The sequence below is a fragment of the Bradyrhizobium sp. IAR9 genome, assembly GCF_013408065.1.
Classification (GTDB): Bacteria; Pseudomonadota; Alphaproteobacteria; order Rhizobiales; family Xanthobacteraceae; genus Bradyrhizobium.
The window spans coordinates 455,356-475,628 of record NZ_JACBZW010000005.1 but is presented as its reverse complement, the minus strand read 5'-3'; the positions used below and the strand labels follow the sequence as shown (position 1 = coordinate 475,628).

General features: G+C 65.2%; 16 protein-coding genes and 1 pseudogene. 8 read left to right on the top strand and 9 right to left on the bottom strand.

The window, feature by feature from the left end:
- The first annotated feature begins 55 nt into the window (after positions 1-55).
- Positions 56-295 (top strand): hypothetical protein, encoded by a 240-nt coding sequence (locus GGD67_RS40170; protein ID WP_026202694.1) that lies wholly within the window; start codon positions 56-58, stop codon positions 293-295.
- Here the strand turns inward: GGD67_RS40170 and GGD67_RS17050 are convergent, their stop codons facing one another.
- Together GGD67_RS17050 and GGD67_RS17045 are read right to left on the bottom strand one after the other, a co-directional pair.
- The gene (locus GGD67_RS17050) at positions 296-1,510 is read right to left on the bottom strand and encodes a hypothetical protein (protein WP_179734353.1); all 1,215 of its coding nucleotides are present in this window, start codon (positions 1,508-1,510) and stop codon (positions 296-298) included.
- Between the two features lie 2 nt (positions 1,511-1,512).
- Positions 1,513-2,880 (bottom strand): APC family permease, encoded by a 1,368-nt coding sequence (locus GGD67_RS17045; protein ID WP_179734351.1) that lies wholly within the window; start codon positions 2,878-2,880, stop codon positions 1,513-1,515.
- A 352-nt stretch (positions 2,881-3,232) separates the two neighbouring features.
- On the opposite strand from GGD67_RS17045, the gene GGD67_RS17040 reads away from it, so the two are divergent.
- Together GGD67_RS17040 and GGD67_RS17035 are read left to right on the top strand one after the other, a co-directional pair.
- The gene (locus GGD67_RS17040; protein WP_246783199.1) at positions 3,233-4,522 is read left to right on the top strand and encodes an alpha/beta hydrolase; all 1,290 of its coding nucleotides are present in this window, start codon (positions 3,233-3,235) and stop codon (positions 4,520-4,522) included.
- 171 nt (positions 4,523-4,693) lie between these two features.
- Positions 4,694-5,020, top strand: a complete 327-nt coding sequence (locus GGD67_RS17035; protein ID WP_179734347.1) for a GrlR family regulatory protein — start codon at positions 4,694-4,696, stop codon at positions 5,018-5,020.
- 34 nt (positions 5,021-5,054) lie between these two features.
- Here GGD67_RS17035 and GGD67_RS17030 read toward each other — a convergent pair whose 3' ends face one another.
- Positions 5,055-5,432 carry a hypothetical protein gene (locus tag GGD67_RS17030; protein ID WP_179734345.1) on the bottom strand — a complete coding sequence of 126 codons (378 nt, stop codon included), beginning with the start codon at positions 5,430-5,432 and terminating at the stop codon, positions 5,055-5,057.
- Positions 5,433-5,523: 91 nt separating this feature from the next.
- Positions 5,524-6,693, bottom strand: coding sequence for an MFS transporter (locus GGD67_RS17025; RefSeq protein ID WP_179734343.1), 1,170 nt, complete (start codon positions 6,691-6,693; stop codon positions 5,524-5,526).
- A 184-nt stretch (positions 6,694-6,877) separates the two neighbouring features.
- On the opposite strand from GGD67_RS17025, the gene thrS reads away from it, so the two are divergent.
- The 3 genes from thrS (at position 6,878) to GGD67_RS17010 (ending at position 10,921) form a co-directional block, all read left to right on the top strand.
- Positions 6,878-8,932, top strand: a complete 2,055-nt coding sequence (thrS, locus tag GGD67_RS17020; RefSeq protein ID WP_018322151.1) for a threonine--tRNA ligase — start codon at positions 6,878-6,880, stop codon at positions 8,930-8,932.
- A 93-nt stretch (positions 8,933-9,025) separates the two neighbouring features.
- Positions 9,026-9,589 carry a nitroreductase gene (locus tag GGD67_RS17015; protein ID WP_018322150.1) on the top strand — a complete coding sequence of 188 codons (564 nt, stop codon included), beginning with the start codon at positions 9,026-9,028 and terminating at the stop codon, positions 9,587-9,589.
- Positions 9,590-9,652: 63 nt separating this feature from the next.
- A complete protein-coding gene (locus GGD67_RS17010) occupies positions 9,653-10,921 on the top strand; it encodes a serine hydrolase (RefSeq protein ID WP_179734341.1) in 1,269 nt (422 codons plus the stop codon).
- Here the strand turns inward: GGD67_RS17010 and GGD67_RS17005 are convergent.
- Positions 10,907-13,367: pseudogene (locus GGD67_RS17005) on the bottom strand (putative bifunctional diguanylate cyclase/phosphodiesterase). The gene GGD67_RS17010 and the pseudogene GGD67_RS17005 sit on opposite strands and share 15 nt — an antisense overlap.
- 1,311 nt (positions 13,368-14,678) lie before the next feature.
- Complete coding sequence (locus GGD67_RS17000) at positions 14,679-15,524, bottom strand: LysR family transcriptional regulator (RefSeq protein WP_179734338.1); 846 nt, start codon at positions 15,522-15,524, stop codon at positions 14,679-14,681.
- Between the two features lie 103 nt (positions 15,525-15,627).
- Here GGD67_RS17000 and GGD67_RS16995 point away from each other — a divergent pair, with 103 nt between their 5' ends.
- Positions 15,628-16,620 carry a zinc-dependent alcohol dehydrogenase family protein gene (locus tag GGD67_RS16995; protein WP_210286497.1) on the top strand — a complete coding sequence of 331 codons (993 nt, stop codon included), beginning with the start codon at positions 15,628-15,630 and terminating at the stop codon, positions 16,618-16,620.
- Positions 16,621-16,730: 110 nt separating this feature from the next.
- Here the strand turns inward: GGD67_RS16995 and GGD67_RS16990 are convergent, their stop codons facing one another.
- On the bottom strand, positions 16,731-16,925 hold the full coding sequence (locus tag GGD67_RS16990; protein ID WP_018322145.1) for a hypothetical protein: 195 nt from the start codon (positions 16,923-16,925) through the stop codon (positions 16,731-16,733).
- Positions 16,926-17,341: 416 nt separating this feature from the next.
- On the bottom strand, positions 17,342-18,415 hold the full coding sequence (locus GGD67_RS16985) for a hypothetical protein (RefSeq protein ID WP_018322144.1): 1,074 nt from the start codon (positions 18,413-18,415) through the stop codon (positions 17,342-17,344).
- 245 nt (positions 18,416-18,660) lie between these two features.
- Here GGD67_RS16985 and GGD67_RS16980 point away from each other — a divergent pair, with 245 nt between their 5' ends.
- On the top strand, positions 18,661-19,695 hold the full coding sequence (locus GGD67_RS16980) for a patatin-like phospholipase family protein (protein WP_018322143.1): 1,035 nt from the start codon (positions 18,661-18,663) through the stop codon (positions 19,693-19,695).
- Here the strand turns inward: GGD67_RS16980 and GGD67_RS16975 are convergent, their stop codons facing one another.
- Positions 19,696-20,124 carry a CBS domain-containing protein gene (locus tag GGD67_RS16975; protein WP_179734336.1) on the bottom strand — a complete coding sequence of 143 codons (429 nt, stop codon included), beginning with the start codon at positions 20,122-20,124 and terminating at the stop codon, positions 19,696-19,698.
- Between the last annotated feature and the right edge of the window lie 149 nt (positions 20,125-20,273).

Below are 20,273 nucleotides of genomic sequence, written 5' to 3'. Positions count from 1 at the left end.
GAACCGTAAGGGTTCTTCCCGCGTTGTTTTGATGCTCCCCCGGGAGGAAACAACAATGCGCTGGAAAATCAGCCCTCATCTTCACTTTAGGCCTTTTCACTTCGGGCTTTCTCACTTCAGGCCTGGGCCCACCCCCGGCTCCAGGCGGCACCACGACCCCAGAACCTTGGATCTGCTCGCGATCGTCGCCTTGCTGGCGCTCGTGCTTGGCTCCGGCTGGTATCTGGCGACGAGTTTAGCCACCGCGCCGAGCACGACTGCGTTCATCGTACCGAGCCAGAGCGTGCACTGGTGATTATCGGAACCAGTAAAAGCGCCCGGGCGGCGGCGGGATCGGCTCGGGCGGCCGCAGCCGTTTTGGACGCGGCGGTTTCGGCGTCGGATCGGCCGACGAGGTGGCCTCCCCGCCCGGCGCCGTTTCGATGCCCGGCACCCTCACCGCCAGCAGCAAATTGGATTCGTGCATCCGCCAGCGGTAGCCGACGCCGAAATCGATCGGCTGGGCCCGGGTGAACAACTCGGCGTAGCGCTCCTGGTAGCGGCCGGGGAATTCGTCGATCGGCCCGAGATAGCGGCCGAACGGGAAGAAACGCCATTGCCGCGCGCCGTAGTTCGCAAGCGGAATGCCGGAATCGTCCTGGATGATGGTGGCGCTGTTGGCAAGCAACCAGTCGCGAACGACGGTGAAGTTTCCGGAGTGCATGAGATAGGACGCGCTCTTGAGCAGGCTGTTGCCGGGCCCGAGCGTCTCGCAGAATTTCAAGAATCCGGTGTTGCGCGCGCCGGAATTGGAAAGATCGGTCGAGAAATAATACAGCGTGCGCGTTTCCCCGTCGCTGCCGGCGAAGGTGATGCGAACGCCGCGCGTCGCGTTACGGCCCGGATTGTCGTCGCCGACACGCAAGCCCCCCTTGTCGTCGAGCGCGATCATCTCGACGTTGCGGATGGTCTTGCCGGAGCGCGCCAGGAAAACATAAAGGATCGGCAAGGTGCCGTTGACCTGGTTGGCGTGCAGGTCGACCTTCATCTGCTTGGTGATGAAGAAGGAAAAGCTCAGGATCGAGCCGAGCGAGCGCTCGACATTGTAGAGCGCGGCGCCGATCGAACCGCGCGGCAGCCGGGTCAAATCGGGCACGGCGCCAACCGGCTCCAGCGCGCCAAGCACGTAGGTGCTGGCCTTGGAATAGAAGGCGTTGGCGTAGAGAAAATCGGGGCCGCTGAACATGTAGAACATGGTCGGCCGGGGCGCGGCGAGATTGACGTCGGCCCAATCGCGGATCTTGGAGAGCTGGCGCTGTTCGAGCTGGGCGAAGGCGCCGTCGAAGAATTTTGCGTGGCGCTGCCAGCCTGGGTCCTTCGTGAGCGCCACCAGTGGCGAGTCCGCCGAGGGCTGCATGCCCGCGAGGAAGCGCGCGGTGTCATCGAAGGTGGCGTCGGCGGCGCGGGCGGACGAGACGGCCGCGGCCAGCAGGGCAAGAGCTGTGACCGCAATTCTGAGGGGACGAAACATGTCTATGTGCGATCGTGTGAATTGCCAGCGGCGACCGGCCGCCTGCGGAAAACAGCATAAATCACTAGGCCCGAGAGCATGACGAGCATCCCCGCGAGCGACTGCAGCGGCCGCTCGGTCAACAGGTAGTACATCATGAACGCAGTCACGAGCAGGAAAACCAGGGGCGTGAACGGGTATCCCCAGGCGCGATAGGGCCTCGGCAAATCGGGATCGGTGATGCGCAGCTTGATGACGCCGGCGACCGTGAAGAACGAGCAGAACAACAGTGCGAACTGGATGAAGTCGAGCACCGCCTCGAAGCTGCGCGTGAACAGCAGCAGATTGGCGACGGCGAGCTGAAACAGAATCGCATAGGCCGGTGCGCCGCTCGCCGATCGCTTCGAGAACACGCATAAGGCGGGAATGTCCTCCCCCATCGTCATCATCACGCGCGGGCCGATCCACATCATCGCGCTGATCGAGGAGATCAGGCCAACGCAGATCATCGCGCCGACGATCCGACCGCCGAGGCTGCCGAAGATGGCGCTACCGGCGACGCTGGCGACATCGAGCTGACCGGCAAGCGCACCGACCGGCGTCGAATGGAGAAACACTGCATTCAGCGCGACGTACAGCACGAGCACGATCAGCGTGCCCGCCAGCAGCGCGCGCGGCAGATTCCGCTGCGGCATGTTCATCTCGCCGATGATGTAGGTCGCGGCGTTCCAGCCCGAGAACGAATACATCACGAAGACCAGCCCGATCGCAAACGGCGCGCTAACGATGTGGGCGAGATCGCCCGGCTGCGGCGCGAAGGTGATCGGTTGCGGGGCAGCGATGACGAAGCCGGCGACCAGGAAGGCGACGATCAGCGCGACCTTGATGATCGTCGCGATCAGCTGGAAGGTCGAGGAGTGCCTGACGCCTGTCAGTTGCACGAGCGAGACCAGCCACACCACGGCGATGGCGAGCGGGATCGGCGGCAGATCGGGCACGACCGATTTGGCGTATTCGCCGAACGCCATCGCGGCGAGCGCGACGGGCGCTGCGAAGCCGACCGTCGCCGACACCCAGCCGGCGAGAAAGCCGAAGGCGGGATGATAGGCGCGACCGAGGAAATTGTACTCGCCGCTCGAGCGCGGAAACATCGCCCCGAGCTCGCTATAGGCGAACACCCCGCACAGCGCGACGATGCCGCCGACGGTCCACAGCAGCAGGATCGAGAAGCCGGACGGGATGTCCTTGACCTGGAAGCCGAGGCTGGTGAAGACGCCGACCCCGATCATGTCGGCCACGACGATGGCGGTTGCGACCAGAACTGAGACCCCGGTCCCGCTTCCGGTCAGCCGGCCAGTCCAGGGCGCGGTTCCCGCATTTGATGCCGTCATCGGGGTCCTTAACCTCAGGCGTCGTGCCTCATGGGCGCATCGTGCAGGTTGGCCCAGTCAATTCAAGCAGGGTTAACAAGGGCTAAATGAGGCGACGGAAGCAGGTAATTGAACACCGCTTATTCTGCTCCCAAGCGCTAAAGCTGCGCCAGCCCCGGGAAAGCCCGTCCCCCTCCCCCACAATCAGGACACGATTGCATGGTCCTTTTGAGCGTTCCGGATGTGGGGAAGTTCTCCGGACGCTTAACGTCACCTAAACGCCGGTCGGCTCAATTGTCTCTTAATACGCCGATGGACGTGACTTTGGGGTCATGGGTGGATGGTCGGGGCCGTTCCGAAATTGAGAGCTGACATGCGTGCCGACCGGACGTCGTCCGGTGCGCGCGGTCATGCGCTCCGGGTCGGCCTGATCTCAGCCTTGGTGCCGCTTTCGCTGACACTGGTTCAATGCGGCAAGGCGCCCAATCCGGCGGCCCTCGCGGCGAATTCGCAGGCCAATGTTCAGGTCGTTGCGAAGACAAATCAGCAAGTCGCGAGCGGCGACACGTTCGAGGATCGCTTCCCCGCCCCGCAATTCGGGGAGCGCTTCCCCTCGGCGAGCGAGAGTTTTCTGCAGCGGCAGATGTCGGACTTCTCGCCGAAGCGGGCCGTGCAGCAATCGCCCCCGGAGCAGGCCCCCTACAAGGTCGCTTCGCTCGAGCCGCAGGTCCCCTACAAGCGTTCGCCCCGCGACGACCTGACGACGCTGGTCAGCATGAAGTCGTCGGCCTTCCCCTATTTCGGCAACAACCCCGCTTCCGACGCGCCGTTCCTCAACGTCGCCAAGGGCGACCGCCGCGGCCATCGCAGCTATTCCGGTCGCGTGTTCTGGCAGGACGAGACCTACAATGACAGCCGCGTGCTGATGCACGTGCCCGAGCATTTCGACGTCCGCAAGCCCGGCGTGATCGTGGTGTTCTTCCACGGCAATGGCGCAACGCTCGAACGCGACGTGCGTGATCGCCAGCTGGTGCCGAAGCAGATCACCGATTCCGGCGCCAATGCCGTGCTGCTCGCCCCCCAGATGGCCGTCGATGCCGCCGATTCCAGCGCCGGCAAGTTCTGGCAACCTGGCGGCTTCAAGCGCTTCATGGCGGAATCGGCCGACCACCTCGCCCGCGTCACCGGCGATCCCAACAGCGCCCGCGCCTTCGCCAACATGCCGATCGTGATCGTCGGCTACAGCGGCGGCTTCCTGCCGACGGCCTGGAGCCTCGAGGTCGGCGGCATCAGCGACCGCGTCCGCGGCGTCGTGCTGCTCGACGCCGTCTATGGCGAGATGGACAAGTTCGCGTCCTGGATCGAGAACCACCGTTCCGGCTTCTTCGTCAGCGCCTACACCCGCCACACCGCGCGGCGCGATCGCGAGCTGATGAGCATGCTCCGGCAGAAGGGCATCAGCGTCGCAGAGGACATGGACGGCCCGTTGCGTCCCGGCAGCGTGGTGTTCGTCGAGACCGGCGAGGGCATCACCCATCGCGACTACGTCACCCGCGCCTGGACGCGGGATCCACTCAAGGATGTGCTGGTGAAGATGTCGGCGACGCCGGCGCTGGCGCTGACCCGCGTGGCCGCCACCAGTTCCGGCGCATCGAGCCGATAGGTTTGGATGTTGGTCCAGCCGGTGTCCGGCTGCATTGCCTGCAATTCCCTCAGGCTCTGATCAAAATGTAATGTTGATGGCCGACATCCCCGGGTGCCACCGGATTGCTTCCGCCAGCAAGGCTCATAGTTTGCCGGCCAGTTTGCGATTGGAATTCGGTGGGGACAGGCAGTGCGTCAGGGATTGTACAAGGTCGACTTCCATACCGTTCATGGAACGGGCTGCGGCGTCGTCTATGTGATGGATGGCAAGATGCGCGGGGGCAATTCCGCTTTCGCCTTCATCGGCACCTATCAGGGCGAAGGCGACAGCATCAAGGTCAAGATCTCGACCCAGCGCTACAACGACGACCCCTCCTTCAAGGCGCTGTTCGGCACCGACCGGATCACGCTGGCGCTCGCCGGCCGGGAGGACGGCGACAACGCGGAATTCGAAGGCAACGCCTTGCAGGCGCCGGGCGTTGCCTTCCGGGCCGTGCTGAGCCGGATCAGCGACTGAGCTTCAGCTCGTCTACGATCAGCTCTTGTCAGTACTAGCTCTTGGGCAGCTTCGGAATGCTCTCGGCAAAGCCGTTGAAGCAGGCCAGCCGCTCGTCCTCTTCCTTCAAGAAGCGGCAATCGGCGTAGCCCTTGGCCTTCGCCGGCTTCGGCTTCGGCGCCGGCGCGATCACCGCGTCGTAGCAGTTGAGGCGGTCCTTGGTGCCGTCGTCGAGCTCGAGGCAGGCCTGGAGCCGGGCCGCGATCGATTGCGGCTTGCCCTTCGGCGCTGCGGCCGGCTTGGCCGCTGCCTCCTTCGTCCCCTTGGGCTTGACCTGCACCAAGGGCTTGTCCCCCACCATCGGTGGCTTGTCGGCTTGCGCAAACGCGGAGGCTGAATAGAGCACCGCGGCAACCGCCAGAATCATCCTCATTTCAGTCAACTCTCTTTGGTCCCCATGACCGGCGTTCTAGCGCTCCCGCGCGCGGTTTGCCAAGCACATTGCGTACACGAAGCCGCGGGATTCAGGCCGTTGCGGCCGCAGGCCGGGGCCGGGTCAGGACCACCAGGATCAGCGCCAGCACGACGAAACCGACCGCGACGAAGCCGAGCGCATGCAGGAGTTCGCGGGCGAACAGCAGCCCGCCGACGGCGGAGCCGACCGCCTGGCCGATATAGAGGACGGACGTATTGAGCGCGACGGTCGCCGATGCCAGCGGCGGCGCGGCCGCGACCAGCCGCACCTGCTGCATCGAATTGGTCGAGGCAAAGCCGAGGCCCCAGATCGCGACTCCGACCGTCATGAAGGCTAGCGTGCCGGCGCCGAGCGCCCAGCCCGTGATGCCCGCAAGCAGCAGGCAGGTGAACAGCAGCGAGGTCCGATAGGGGCCCGAGGTGTCGACGATGCGGGTGGCGATGACGACGCCGAGGAAGCCGCAGACGCCGTAAAGCGCGAACACCATGCCGACCGCATCGGGACCGGCACCGGTGAGCTTCTTGAGCAACGGGCCCATGAAGGTGAACACCACGAACTGCCCCGACATTTGCAGCATGGTGATCGCCAGCAGCAGCAGAATTGTGCTGTTGCGGCCGACGTCGCGCCAGGTCTTCAGGTCCACCGGCGCGCCTTTCAGGCCTGCCGGCAGACGCAGCAGCAACAAGAGGAAACTGATGCAGCCGAGCGCGCCGATCTCGCCATAGGCTGCGCGCCAGCCATAGCGGCTGGCGATGAAGGTGATCAGCGGAAGGCCAACGGCGGCAGCCAGCGACCAGCCGAGGAAGATATAGGCGATGGTACTGCCCCGCCGCTCCACCGGCACGATCAACGCCGCCGTGCCGGCGGCCTGCGGCGTGTAGAGCGCACCGACCGCGAGCATCACGAGACGGATGGCGAGGAGGCTGGTGTAATCGGGTGCAAAGGCCGAGGCGAGATTGCTGAAGGCGAGCACCGCCAGCGTCGTCGTGAGCAGCGTCCGCCGTTCGATGCGGCTTGTCAGCCAGGCCGTCAGCGGCGAGCCGATGCACAGCGTGATCGCGCCGAAGGTGATGAGGAGCCCGGCCGCATGAATGCTGACGTCGAGCCCCGTCGCCAACTCCGGCAGCATGCCCGCCGGCGCCAGCACCGAGCAGCCAGTGACGAGATTGCCGAGCATCGAGGCGGTTGGCGCGAAACGCGGGGCGCGTGCATTTTCCATGCAAGTGCATGTAGAGCAGCCGCCGGGCCAGTTAAAGGGCCGGTGCGAAATAGTTCGTGCGCACGCCCGTTTTATGCGCCGATTTTCTTGGAATTGCCGGATTGCGCAGGCCGAATCGCCTGATATATCGCTCGTTCCCGCTTACCTGCGCTCGTTCGCAGGAGTGAGCCTCAGGAGAAAAGCAATGACTGACCAGTCCAAGGACCAGCCGAAGTCCGAATCCGGCTTCCAATATTCCCTCAGCAATCTGAAGCCCGTGACCCCCGCCGCCAAAGTTACCCTCACCTTCCCGGACGGCGCCCAGCGTCAATACGACCAAAGCATCACCGGCCTCGATATCGCCAAGGGCATCTCGCCGTCGCTGGCCAAACGCACGGTCGCGATGGCGCTCGACGGCGTCGTCGCCGACCTCAACGATCCCATCGAGGCCGACGCCAAGCTCGAGCTGATCAGCCGCGACGATCCGCGCGCGCTCGAATTGATCCGCCACGATTGCGCCCACGTGCTGGCTGAGGCCGTGCAGACGCTGTGGCCGGGCACGCAGGTCACCATCGGTCCCGTGATCGAGAACGGCTTCTATTACGACTTCTTCCGCAACGAGCCGTTCACGCCGGAAGACTTTGCCGCAATCGAGAAGAAGATGCGCGAGATCATCGCGCGCGACAAACCCTTCACCAAGGAAGTCTGGGACCGCGAGAAGACCAAGCAGGTGTTCCGCGACAAGGGCGAGGCCTTCAAGGTCGAGCTGGTCGACGCCATTCCCGGCACCGAGCCGATCAAGATCTACTATCAGGGCGACTGGTTCGATCTGTGCCGCGGCCCGCACATGACCTCGACCGGCAAGGTCGGCAACGCCTTCAAGCTGATGAAGGTGGCCGGCGCCTACTGGCGCGGCGACAGCAACAACCCGATGCTGACCCGCATCTACGGCACCGCCTTCGCCAAGCAGGAGGACCTCGACGCTTATCTCAAGCAGATCGAGGAAGCCGAGAAGCGCGACCATCGCAAGCTCGGGCGCGAGCTCGACCTCTTCCATTTCCAGGAGGAAGGTCCGGGCGTCGTGTTCTGGCACCCGAAGGGCTGGACCATCTTCCAGCAGCTGATCGCCTATATGCGTCGGCGCCTGACCGGCGACTACAGCGAGGTCAACGCGCCGCAGATCCTCGACAAGGTGCTGTGGGAGACCTCGGGCCATTGGGGCTGGTACCGCGAGAACATGTTCGCGGCGCAGTCGGCCGGCGACGAGGCCGAGGACAAGCGCTGGTTTGCGCTCAAGCCGATGAACTGCCCCGGTCACGTGCAGATCTTCAAGCACGGCCTGAAGAGCTACCGCGACCTGCCCTTGCGCCTCGCCGAGTTCGGCGTGGTGCATCGCTATGAGCCCTCCGGCGCCATGCACGGCCTGATGCGCGTGCGCGGTTTCACCCAGGACGACGCGCACATCTTCTGCACCGAGGACCAGCTCGCCGAAGAGTGCCTGAAGATCAACGAGCTCATCCTGTCCACCTATGCCGATTTCGGCTTCACCGGCGATCTCACGGTGAAGCTGTCGACGCGGCCGGACAAGCGCGTCGGCACCGACGAGATGTGGGATCACGCCGAACGCGTGATGGCCACCGTGCTGCGCGAGATCCAGTCGCAGAACAATCACATCAAGACCGAGATCAACCCGGGCGAAGGCGCCTTCTACGGGCCGAAGTTCGAATATGTGCTGCGCGATGCCATCGGCCGCGACTGGCAGTGCGGCACCACGCAGGTCGACTTCAACCTGCCGGAGCGGTTCGGCGCGTTCTACATCGACCATGACGGCGGCAAGAAGCCGCCTGTCATGGTGCACCGCGCGATCTGCGGCTCGATGGAGCGCTATATCGGCATCCTGATCGAGCACTATGCCGGCAACTTCCCGCTCTGGCTCTCGCCGGTGCAGGCGGTGGTCACCACCATCACCTCGGAAGGCGACGAGTACGCCAAGGTGGTGATGGAGCAGGCACGCCGCGCCGGGCTTCGGGTCGAGATCGACCTGCGCAACGAAAAGATCAACTACAAGGTCCGCGAGCACTCGCTGGCCAAGATCCCGGCCCTGCTCGTGGTCGGCAAGAAGGAGGCCGAGACGCATTCGGTCTCGGTCCGCCGCCTCGGCAGCGACGGCCAGAAGGTGATGACGACCGAGGAGGCGATCGCCGCCCTGGTCGACGAGGCGACCCCGCCGGACGTCAAGCGGGTGCGGGGCGCGGTCTGATCCCTGAAATCGATCTAAACTCGCTTCCGGTTGCGGGCGTGCATGCTTATCTCCGCATGGCACGCCCGACGACCAGTTGAAGAGGATCTCCCAGTGCCCGACGCCATCGAACTCCTGAAGACCCGCCGCTCGGTCAAGCCGCGCGAGATGACCGGACCCGGCCCTTCGGCGGCCGAGCTCGAGACCATCCTCACCATCGGCGCCCGCGTGCCCGACCATGGCAAGCTGGCGCCCTGGCGCTTCATCATCTTCGAGGGCGACGCCCGCCAGCGCGCCGGCGAGGTGATCGCGAAGGTGTTTGCCCGGAAAAATCCCGGCGCGCCCGCCGCCGACGTCGAGATTGAGCGCAAGCGCCTCACCGACGCGCCGCTGGTGATCGGCATCGTCAGCTTCACCAGGCCGCATCCGAAGGTGCCGGCGTTCGAGCAGGAATTGTCGGCGGGCGCCAGCGCCATGAACATCGTCACGGCCGCGACCGCGCTCGGCTACGGCGCCTGCTGGCTGACCGGCTGGTTCTCGTTCGATCGCGAGGTGCTCGATGGCCTCGGCCTCAAGCCGGACGAAAAGCTCGCCGGCTTCATCCACGTGGGCACGCCGACCAAGCCGAGCGAAGACCGTCCGCGGCCGTTCCTTTCGGAAATCGTGACGCGTTTTTAATCGAAGGCTTGTTGACGCCTCTGGCGTCTTGCGGCTTTGATCCCGGCCAGGGAGGAAGCCGGGATGAAGCGTCGTGATTTTCTGGTCGGGGCCGCGCTGCTGGCCGGCACGATGGCACGAAGCCGCGCCGCCGACATCCCCGCCCCCTCGCCCGACGGGCTCGACCGCATCACGGCGTATTTCGACAACGAGGTGGGAAGCGGCCGGTTGCCGGGCGCCGTGATCCTGGTGCAGCAGCACGGCAAGCCGGTCTATCTGAAGACGTTTGGCGTGCGCGACGTCAGGACCAGTCTTGCGATGACGCCGGATACGATCTTCGCGATCCACTCGATGACCAAGCCGATCACCTGCCTTGGCGCGATGATGCTGATCGACGAAGGCAAGCTCGCGCTCACCGACCCCGTGTCGAAATACGTTCCCCTGTTTGCCGACACCAAGGTCGGTCTCGAGGTCACCCTGCCCAACGGCAAGCTGGAGCTCGATCTCGTGCCGCCGGTCCGCCCCGTCAACATCGAGGATTTGCTGCGGCACACTTCGGGCATCAGCTACGATTATATCGGCGGCAAATGGGTCGAGCAGGCCTACAAGGCCGCCAACATCTTCGAAGGCCAATTCAACAACAGGGAATTCGCCGACCGCATCGCCAAGCTGCCGCTGGCGCGGCAGCCGGGAACGCTGTGGCGCTACGGCCATTCCACCGACGTGCTCGGCAGCGTCATCGAGATCATCTCGGGCCAGACGCTGTATCAGTTCCTGAAACAGCGCATCTTCGACCCGCTCGGCATGAGCAGCACCAAATTCACGCTGGCGACCGAAGACGAGCTCGCGCGGATGGCGCGGCCGCTGCCGAACGATTTCATCCTGCTCGCCGCCGAGCGCGACCGCCTCGATCATCCCGAATGGCAATCCGGCGGCGGCGGCCTGCTCTCGACCATCACCGACTATCAGCGCTTCTCGCAGATGCTGCTCAACGGCGGCGAATTCGAGGGCAAGCGCTATCTCAGCCCTGCCGCGTTCAAGGCCATGACGACCGATCACATCGGACCCGGCTCCGGCGTCGGACGCGATTATTTCTATTTCCCGGGTGACGGCTTCGGCTATGGCTACGGCCTTGCGGTGCGGACCGATCCCGGCAACGCCAAACCGCCGCCGCCGGGCTCGCTCGGCGAGCTGAAATGGGACTCTGGGAGCGGCACCTATTTCGGCGTCGATCCCAAGCTCCACATGGTCTACCTCATGATGCAGCAGACCCAGAACGAGCGCAGCCGCATCACGCCCGCCTTCAAGGCGCTGGTCTACGACTGCTACCCCGAGGGACTACGCCGCCCGTGAGGCGCGCTGACCGAAATCGGCGAGCAGCTTTGCGATCTCGGCCGCAGGCCGCGCCGCACTGAACAGAAAGCCCTGCACCTCGTTGCAGCCCTCGGCGCGCAGCCAGTCGAGCTGATCCTCGGTCTCGACGCCCTCCGCGGTCGTGGTGATGTTGAGGCTGCGGCCGAGCCCGGAGATCGCGCGCACGATCGCGCTGCAATCGGGCCGCTGCGCCAGATCCTTGACGAACGAGCGGTCGATCTTGATCTTGTCGAACGGGAAGCTCCTGAGATAGCTCAGGCTGGAATAGCCGGTGCCGAAATCATCCATGGAGATGCTGACGCCGAGCTCGCGGAGCTGGTGCAGGATGGCGAGATTGGCGTCGGTCTCGGCCAGGAAGATCGACTCGGTGATTTCGAGCTCGAGCCGCCGCGGCGACAGGCCGGACTGCGCCAGCGCCGAGATCACGATTTGCACCAGGTTGCGGCTGCGGAATTGCGCCGGCGACAGATTGACCGCGACCTTGACGTCGGCAGGCCATTTGACGGCCTCGGCGCAGGCTTCGCGCAGCACCCACTCCCCTAACTGGGTGATGAGGCCAATGTCCTCGGCAACCGGGATGAACTCCGCCGGCGAGATCATGCCCTTGTCCGGATGACGCCAGCGCAGCAGCGACTCGAAGCCGGAGATGCGGTCGGAGGCGATCGACACCAGCGGCTGGTAGTGCAGCTCGAACTCGCCATTGGCGAACGCACGCCGCAGATCGAGCTCCATGTCGCGGCGCTTTTGCGCCTGCAGGTCCATCTCGCGCTCGAAGAAATGGTGCACGCCGCCGCCGTCGGACTTCGCCCGGTACAGCGCCATGTCGGCATTGCGCATCAGCTCTTCCGGCGTCGCGCCGTCGCCGGGCGACAGCGCGATGCCGATGCTGGCACCGATCACCATCTCCTGGCCGTCGAGATCGTAGGGCGCCTTCAGCATGTCGATCAGCAGGCCAGCGCAGGCGCTGGCCTCGTTCGGCGAGACGTCGGCGGCAAGGATCACCGCGAATTCGTCGCCGCCGAGCCGCGCCGCCAGATTGCCGCCGCGGACGGCAAGGGTCAGGCGCTCGGCGACGTCCTTGAGCAGGCGGTCGCCGACGGGATGACCGAAGGAATCGTTGATGTTCTTGAACAGGTCGAGATCGATGTAGAGCACGCCGACCCGTCTTCCCGCCGCCTGCTCCAGCGCCTGCTTCAGCCGCTCCTGGAAATATTCGCGGTTCGGCAGGTCGGTGAGCCCGTCATGGTGGGCCATGTGCGCGATGCGCGCCTCGGCCTTGCGCCGTTCGGTGATGTCGACCACCGCGACCAGATAGCCGTCGCGATCGTCGAAGGCGACGCGGCGGCCGAAGGTGAGCACCTCGATCTCGCTGCCGTCGGCGCGCAAATGCCGCCAGTTGCGCGATGAGTGGTAGGCCTCGCCGACGCGCTCCAGCGCCTCGGCGTGGCTGTCCCACTCGTCCTCCGGCCAGATCTCGTGCAGCTTCATGCGCAGGAAGGTGGCGCGGCTGTAGCCGTAATGCTGGACCGCGGCGTCGTTGACGCCAAGGAATTCCTTGGTCTGCGCGTCGAACACCCACATCGGCACCGGGTTGCTGTCGAACAGCAGGCGGAACGAGGCGTCGCGCCGCTTCAGCGCGGTGACATCGGAGATCGTCAACGAGACCACGTCGGCGAAGGCCGTGGCGCTGAGGCGCAGATGCCGGCCCTCGCTCTCGATCTCGAGCTGCTCGCCGCGGCCGCCCGCGACGGCCTTGAGCAAAAAGTCCATGATCTCGGGCGAGGCCAGCAGCGTGTTGCCCTTGCCGATCCGCCGCCACAACAGGTTTCCGGTCGCGACATAGCAGCGCGCTTGCGCTGTTGTTGTGGTGCACGACCTGGAGATCGGACGGCTTGCCGCCGGCATCGCGCAGCGTCGCCAGCGAGATCACCGCGTCGTCGGTCGAGGCGAAGATCGCGTCCAGCAGATTGTACTGGGTGCCGCGCTCGTTGATATAGGCGCCGACCAGCGTGGCGCCCCAGCGCGAGGCCGTCGGCAGCGCCAGCACATCGTAGGTCCGGACCATGCCGTCGCGCACGCAATGCGCGCTGGCCTGATAGGGTCGTCCATTGGCAAGCGCGCTCGTCGCCGCTTCCGACAGCGCGGTGGCGCAATCCGGCGACAATTCGGCGACGGGGATATCCCAACGCTCCTCGCCGAGCCATTTTTGCACGTAGCGTCCGCTGCGTGACAGTTCGAGCGTGCCGTCGTTCCTCAATAGCGCGATGTGATCGGCGAGCCGTCCGAGACTGCCGAGCATCACGTCCTCATAGCGCGGCAGCCGATCGCCCGGCTTCAGCGCGGCACGCCATTTGCGCTGAAGCACCGGGATGTCGTCGAACATTTCGGCGGCCGGTTTTCCCGACACTTTCTTCGCGGCATTCATGGCAGTCCCCAACGCACTTTCCCGGCGCATCCAATGCAGCTGCGCTTAACGACATGTAAAAAGGCCGCAGGCGCGGGTTCCATTCGGCGATTATGACAGTTTTAAGTCAGGTGTTGGTTAGTGGGCGTTAGAGACTATGACGGTGATGCGAAGCTCTCGTATCCCCGGAACGCGCTGCAGCGTTCTTACGCTGCTGCGCAGAGCCGGGACCCAGGAAGCCGCAGCACGTGCTGATACATGGGCCCCGGCTCTGCAGCGCACCGCCGAAGAGGCGCTGCGCAGCGTCCGGGGCACGAGAGCGGAGCTTGGCGCACCACTGCGTCAACATCGTCACTGCGAGCGCAGCGACTTGTCCGCCGAAGCCTTGGCGAAGGCCGAAGCAATCCAGAATCCTTCCGCAGTGGCCATATTTAATCCGTCATCCTGAGGTGCGAGGCGTGCGATGCGAACGCATCGCATGCCGAGCCTCGAAGGATGAACGGCCGAGCTGATGCAGCCGGGCCGTCGCCCTTCGAGGCTTGCTCTGCGTCGCTGTCGCGCCGCAGCGCGCGCACCTCAGGGTGACGGTGATGGATAGAGCTTGCGGCAGCATTCCGTATTCGCTCTCGACGTGGAGACACACCTTCACATCCTCGCGGCGCATCTCGCCCGAGCTTTGCTTGATCTCTTCACCCTCATAATTGAAAGAGGGCGCAGGGAAGGCCGGGCGCCCGCTGGCACCCGCGGTCCACTGTGCGAAACCTGCGTGACAAGAAGTTGCACAGCGGCATACAGGTGTAGCCAGGACATCCGGCCTTCCCTGCGCAGTGGGCTTACGGCTTATGTCGTGCTCTCCCCGGGGAGCGTTGCACTATTGCCCCCGTCGCCTTGCGGCTGGCTGACGGATGTGTCCGGTTGGACGACACCCATCACCGCAACACTTGACGCACAGACCCCGGGCGTCAGGACCACACGATTTTGCCGTACGCCGATCACACCGGTCGTGTGCGCGAGGTCTTCGCTCACGGTTACCCGCCCTGCGAAGCTGTTCGCGCCGATGTCACCTGCGTCCACCGCCGCCCGGCCCGCGTTCGTGACGATCGCGATACGCCCCTCTTCCTTGGGCCGGGTTGAGGCGACACATACGTGATTTCCGAATTTCGGTAAAGTGGAATATTTTTGGCACGCGTGATTGACCCAGGGCTCGCGTGTTTTGCCCGCCGGGCAGCGCAAGATCTTGTAGCCCGGATGGAGCGCAGCGTAATCCGGGGAGTCCTGCTACGAGGCACGAGCGCCCCGGATTACGCTTCGCTCCATCCGGGCTACGAAGCCTCACCCCGCCAGCCTCTCGATCACGATATCGAGCAGCGCGCGCAGACGGGCGAGGCGCCTGAGATCGCGGTGATAACCGACATAGGTGTCGCGGCCGGGCGGCGCCGTTCCGACGTCGAGCGCGACCAGACGGCGGTCGCGGTCGCCGAGCGGACGCGGCAGCACGGCAAAGCCGTCACCGCTGGCGCAAAGCTCGGCCTGCACCTGCCTGTTGTTGCTGCGCGAGGCGATTGCTGCATTCGGCAGTGCGCGCTTCAGCCAAACGGCGTCCGGCATGTCGGCGAACTCGGCATTCATCGTCACGACGCGGACAGCGCCGCCGGCGCGCGGCGGCTTGCTGCCCTTCTTGCCGTAGAGCGCGTAGGGAATGTGCAGCAGCTTTCTGGAGATCACCTCGGGCTCGCTGAACGGCTTGATGCGGAAGACGAGATCGGCTTCACGCCGCGGCAGGCTGTAGAGCCGCGCATCGGTCAGGAGCTCCACCGTCACCTTGGGGTGACGCTTGCCGAACGCGGCGATCACCGGCGACAGCATCACCGTCCCGAACCAGTCCGACGACGACAGGCGCAGCAGGCCGTCGAGCTGCGTCTCCGCGCCGGATACATGACGCTCCAGTGCGAGCGCCTCGTCCTCGATCCGCTCGGCATGGCGGAGCACGGCGGCGCCCTCGTCGGTCAGCACCAGGCCATCGGCGGTGCGCTGGAACAGGGTCTGGCCCAACGATGTCTCGAGCGCGCGAAGCCGCCGGCCCATCGTCGGCTGGGTCTGGCCGATTTTTCGTGCGGCAGCGCCGAGCGTGCCTTCGCGCGCGATTGCCAGGAAGATGCGTAGATCGCTCCAGTCCATCAGGATTTCCCGCCATACAAAAATGTATGACAAGCGTACAGCCTTGATCCTTCTCATGCAAAATTTCATGGGCATATTGAGCCGATCACGGAGCAAGACGATCATGACGAGACAATCGACGATGCGCGCCGGCGTCCTGGAGACCCACAACGCTCCCTTGCGCGTCTCAACCATCTCCACGCCCGAGATCGGCCCGCACGACGTGCTGGTGCGGGTGCGGGCGAGCGGGGTCAATCCGCTCGACACCAAGATCCAGGCGGGCGCCGCGGCGCATGCGCGCCATCCGCTGCCGGCGATTCCAGGGATCGATCTCGCCGGCGTGGTCGAACTGGCCGGGCGCGAGGTGACGCGGTTCAAGCCGGGCGACGAGGTCTACGGCATGACCGGTGGTGTCGGCGGCGTACAGGGATCGCTGGCCGAATTCGCCGCGGTCGATGCCGATCTCCTCGCGCCGAAGCCTGTCAATCTCAGCATGCGGGAGGCTGCCGCCCTGCCGCTGATCGTCATCACGGCCTGGGAAGGCCTGATCGACCGGGCGGCGTTGAAGGCGGGCCAGACGGTATTGATTCATGGCGGTGCGGGCGGCGTCGGTCATGTCGCGATCCAGATCGCGCGCGCCGTCGGAGCGGATGTGTTCGCAACCGGCTCGCCGTCGCAGCGCGCCACCATCGAAGGTTTCGGCGCCGTCTTCATCGACCGCGGCAGCTCGGTCGAAACCTACGTGACGCAGCATACCGGCGGCCGCGGCTTCGACATCGTCTACGACACCGTAGGCGGCAAGGTGCTCGACGCTTCCTTCGAAGCAGTGCGCCGCTTCGGCCATGTGGTGAGCGCGCTCGGCTGGGGCACGCATGCGCTTGCGCCGCTGTCATTCCGGGCGGCCACCTATTCAGGCGTGTTCACGCTGCTGCCGCTGCTGTCGGGCGAAGGCCGCGCGCATCATGGAGAGATCATGGCGCAAGCCACGCGCCTCGCCGAGACCGGCAAGCTCGTGCCGCTGCTCGACGCCAGGCGTTTTACGCTGGAGAGCGTCGACGAGGCCTATGCGCTGATCAGGGATCACGCCGCCAAGGGCAAGTTGGTCGTCGATGTCTGAGGTGGAGCTTGTGGCCCGGATGAGGGCAGCGCAATCCGGGATTCTCGCTAAGAGCACGAAGGCCCCGGATTACGCTGCGCTCCATCCGGGCTACGGAGCTGTGCGCGCCGCTAGTCCTCGCTGGACGCGGCGGAGCGGTTGCGCAAGTAGGCCTGCGACAACAGGAAGAACAACGCGCGCTCGCCATGATATTTGGCGGACGGCCGGGTGCGCTCGAAACCATCGGCAAAGATCTTGCCGGACTGGTCGCACACCTGCCATCGCCAGCCAAACCGCTTGCGCCTGGTGAGGATCACTTCGAACATGCCGACGAGCTTGGTCCCCTGCTCCTTGCCGGTCTCGCAAAGGCATCCAAGCCCCTGCTCCGGCCTCCCCCATCAAACGGATGTCCGACATATAACCCAGCCGAGTGGAAAGAGAATAAAATTGATGATCGGAAATTCGTCTCTTGCACCGCTGGGATGACGACGGCGGGGGTGCGGGAATAAGCTTTCGCCAGCGGTGTTCGCCTTGGCCCCAGGAGGCAATCCGGCGGCGCTTGCAGTATTCAAAGCAGAACACAGGGGTTGATGGGGATGAGCATTTGCTCACCAGTCCCCACGACGGATGCGACGGTAACAGGAGATGCACGCTGGTGCGCTCGATGAGAATTTCCGTGCGAGCGTCAGGTCGGTGTCAGGTTGCAGGCGGCATTGCCGCCCGGCCTTAGCGCGCGATGGCCTTAGCGCGCGACGACTTCGACCTCGCCGTCGACGCCGTTGACGACGTTGAATCCGCGCTCGTAGACCTTGCCCTCGTTCTTGGCGATGGCGCGGTATTCGCCTTCGGAGAGCACGACGCGCGGGAAGGCGCCGATCGATTCCTTGATGACGTCGCCGCCCGGGGTCAGCACCGACCAGGCGGTGTTGGCGAGCGCCTCGCCGCCCCTGTCGCTGACCAGCTTGAGGGTGATCACGGCAGCACGGTGGGTGATGGTGACGTCGGTGAGCTTGCTGGCCTGGACGCGGATGTCGGAGCGCACCACCGAATTGGCGTCGCCATAGTTGGAGATGATGTAGTAGGTGCCCTCCGGCAGCAGCACGACGTCGCCGGCGGCGACGTTCGGCACCAAGGAGGCGCGCTCGCCGGATTCGAACTGGCTGCCCTTGTAGATCGCGAACGAGATTTGGTTCTGGGGAATGCGGCTGGTGCCGACCCGGCCCTCGATCCGCAGGCCCCCAGCCGGCAGCACGAAGGACTCACGATCGGTCTCGGCCTTCAGGCTGACGGTGCGCACCGCGCTGACGAGGCCGAAGGCGACGTGCACGACGTAATTGCCCGGCGGCAGCACGATGTTGGGCGTGGCGCTGCGGTCCTCGCGGATCAGCTTGAAGGTGCCGTTCTCGTCGGGACGGTCGGCAAACACGCGCCACACCAGGCCGCTGGTGATCGCCGGAGAATCCTTGCCGTATTTCGCGGTCAGCGACAGCACGCCCTGTCCGGGCACGGCCGCATTGAGCGGGGCGGCCGGCGGCACGGTCGTGACCGCGGGCGGCGGCATGCTCGGGGTTGCCGGCTGCATCAGGGTCGGCGGCAGGCTCGGCGGGCCGGCGCCCGGCCCGGAGGGCGGCGCCAGGCTGACGGCGCCGCCGGGCTCGGGCACCGAAGCCGGTGGGACCGGCGGCGGACGATCGGAGAAAAGCTGCGCCTGCGCAGCGTTTTGGCCTGAGGTAACGAGGCACGCGCCAAGGATCAGCGCCGGCAGCAGCCTGCCGCTGCGCCGCCATCCGATGATGCCGTCACCCCCGCGTGTCATGCCCCCTGCTTTTCACCGAAAACGCGGCAAATTCAAGCCTCTGATACCCCTGGAAATACGGGCCCGTGCAGATCGGTGGAACCTGGTTGACGCCTGCGTGATTACACCAGAGGCAACCGTCCCTCGCCATACTCCTGCCCCGTGCCCTTTCCAAAGCGGCATAAACCATGCTTCGCGCCTGATATGGCGAAGCGCAAATGCGGTGCCTAGTCTGACGGTGCAGGCCCCGGCGTAGGAGAGTTTCGGTGCTAGACATCTTGAAGGGGCGTGGCGCGAACGGCTCGAACGGCGAGAAGATTGGCCTTGGCCCCACCCGCCGGCCGGTCATCGGCCTCGCCCTCGGTGGCGGCGCGGCGCGCGGCTTTGCCCATATCGGAATCCTCAGGACCCTGATTGCCAACGGCATCGTGCCCGACGTCGTGGTCGGCACCTCCATCGGCGCCGTGGTCGGTGGCCTGCATGCGGCCGGCCGGCTCGAGACGTTCGAAGAGTGGGGGCGCAGCCTGCAAGGGATGCGCAACATCCTCGGCTATCTCGACATCCGCCTCAACGGCTCCGGCCTGCTCGGCGGCGAGAAGCTGGCGACCCGCCTCGTGAATGCGGTCGGACAGACCCTGATCGAGGACCTGCCCATCAAGTTCGCAAGCGTCGCGACCGAGGTCCGCACCGGCCACGAGATCTGGCTGACACGCGGCCGCGTCGTCGATGCGATGCGTGCGTCCTACGCCCTGCCCGGCATCTTCTCGCCCGTCCTGATCGGCGACCGCTGGCTGGTCGACGGCGCGCTGGTGAACCCGGTGCCGGTCTCAGCCGCCCGCGCGCTCGGCGCCGAAATCGTCATCGCCGCAAATCTTTCCAGCGACATCTTCACCCATTCCACGACGATCTATTCGCACGGCGCGCTGCCCGCCCCGGTCGCTCCGGAGGCGGAGGAGCCGACGGCCAAGCGGCGCTTCCCGCGCCTGTTCTCGCCCGAGAGGACGATGAAGCGCGAGTTCTTTGGAGGTAATGGCCGGCCCGGCATCTCCTCGGTGATGGTGGATGCCTTCAACATCATGCAGGATCGCATCACCCGCGCCCGCCTTGCCGGCGATCCGCCGGATCTGTTGATCACGCCGCGGGTCGGCCAGTTCGGCTGGTTCGACTTCCACCGCTCCGAGGACCTGATCGCTCATGGCACCCGCGCCGCGGAGCGCGCGCTGGAGTCGATCCAGGAGGCAATCCATGTGCTGGCGCCGGCGCCGGAAGGCACCGCGCCGAAAGCCGGCGAGCAGACCTGATCAGGCCGTCTTGATGTAGTCGCGCAGGGCTTCCTGCTCGGACTCGTATTCCTGGACCCGGCGCTTGACGATGTCGCCGATCGAGATCAGGCCGACCACCTTGCCGTTGTCGGTCACCGGCAGATGGCGGAACTTGCCCGACGTCATCATCTCCATGAGCTCGGCGACCGTGTCGGTCTCCTTGCAGGTCACGACCTTGCGGGTCATGACCTGAGCGACCGGCTCCTCCAGCGCGCCGGCGCCGCGCTCGCCGATCACGCGGACGATGTCGCGCTCCGACAGGATGCCCTCGAGCCGGCTCTGGTTCATCACCAGCACCGCGCCGATCTTCTTCTCACCGAGCAACTTGACCGCGGCAGCCAGCTTCGCGTCGGGCTCGACGCTCACGATCTGGTGGCCCTTGGTGTTGAGAATGGAACGTACCGTCATTGTTGCCTCCCTGAATCGGACCCGTTCCGCCTTTGGCGGCCCGGACTTGTTCTTCGAGTCTTCAACTAACAGTTTCAGCGCCGGTTGCAGGCTCAGGCGCTTTGCGAAGCATCGCCGCTAGCGGCTTGCAGCTTCGGAACATTCTTCCG

Coding starts and splice junctions, on each gene's coding strand:
- GGD67_RS17040 (WP_246783199.1), top strand. CDS start 3,233: ATGCGTGCCGACCGGACGTCGTCCGGTGCGCGCGGTCATGCGCTCCGG.
- GGD67_RS16995 (WP_210286497.1), top strand. CDS start 15,628: ATGACGAGACAATCGACGATGCGCGCCGGCGTCCTGGAGACCCACAAC.
- GGD67_RS17050 (WP_179734353.1), bottom strand. CDS start 1,510: ATGTTTCGTCCCCTCAGAATTGCGGTCACAGCTCTTGCCCTGCTGGCC.
- GGD67_RS17000 (WP_179734338.1), bottom strand. CDS start 15,524: ATGGACTGGAGCGATCTACGCATCTTCCTGGCAATCGCGCGCGAAGGC.
- GGD67_RS40170 (WP_026202694.1), top strand. CDS start 56: ATGCGCTGGAAAATCAGCCCTCATCTTCACTTTAGGCCTTTTCACTTC.
- GGD67_RS17010 (WP_179734341.1), top strand. CDS start 9,653: ATGAAGCGTCGTGATTTTCTGGTCGGGGCCGCGCTGCTGGCCGGCACG.
- thrS (WP_018322151.1), top strand. CDS start 6,878: ATGACTGACCAGTCCAAGGACCAGCCGAAGTCCGAATCCGGCTTCCAA.
- GGD67_RS16975 (WP_179734336.1), bottom strand. CDS start 20,124: ATGACGGTACGTTCCATTCTCAACACCAAGGGCCACCAGATCGTGAGC.
- GGD67_RS17045 (WP_179734351.1), bottom strand. CDS start 2,880: ATGACGGCATCAAATGCGGGAACCGCGCCCTGGACTGGCCGGCTGACC.
- GGD67_RS17025 (WP_179734343.1), bottom strand. CDS start 6,693: ATGGAAAATGCACGCGCCCCGCGTTTCGCGCCAACCGCCTCGATGCTC.
- GGD67_RS16990 (WP_018322145.1), bottom strand. CDS start 16,925: ATGTTCGAAGTGATCCTCACCAGGCGCAAGCGGTTTGGCTGGCGATGG.
- GGD67_RS16985 (WP_018322144.1), bottom strand. CDS start 18,415: ATGACACGCGGGGGTGACGGCATCATCGGATGGCGGCGCAGCGGCAGG.
- GGD67_RS17030 (WP_179734345.1), bottom strand. CDS start 5,432: ATGAGGATGATTCTGGCGGTTGCCGCGGTGCTCTATTCAGCCTCCGCG.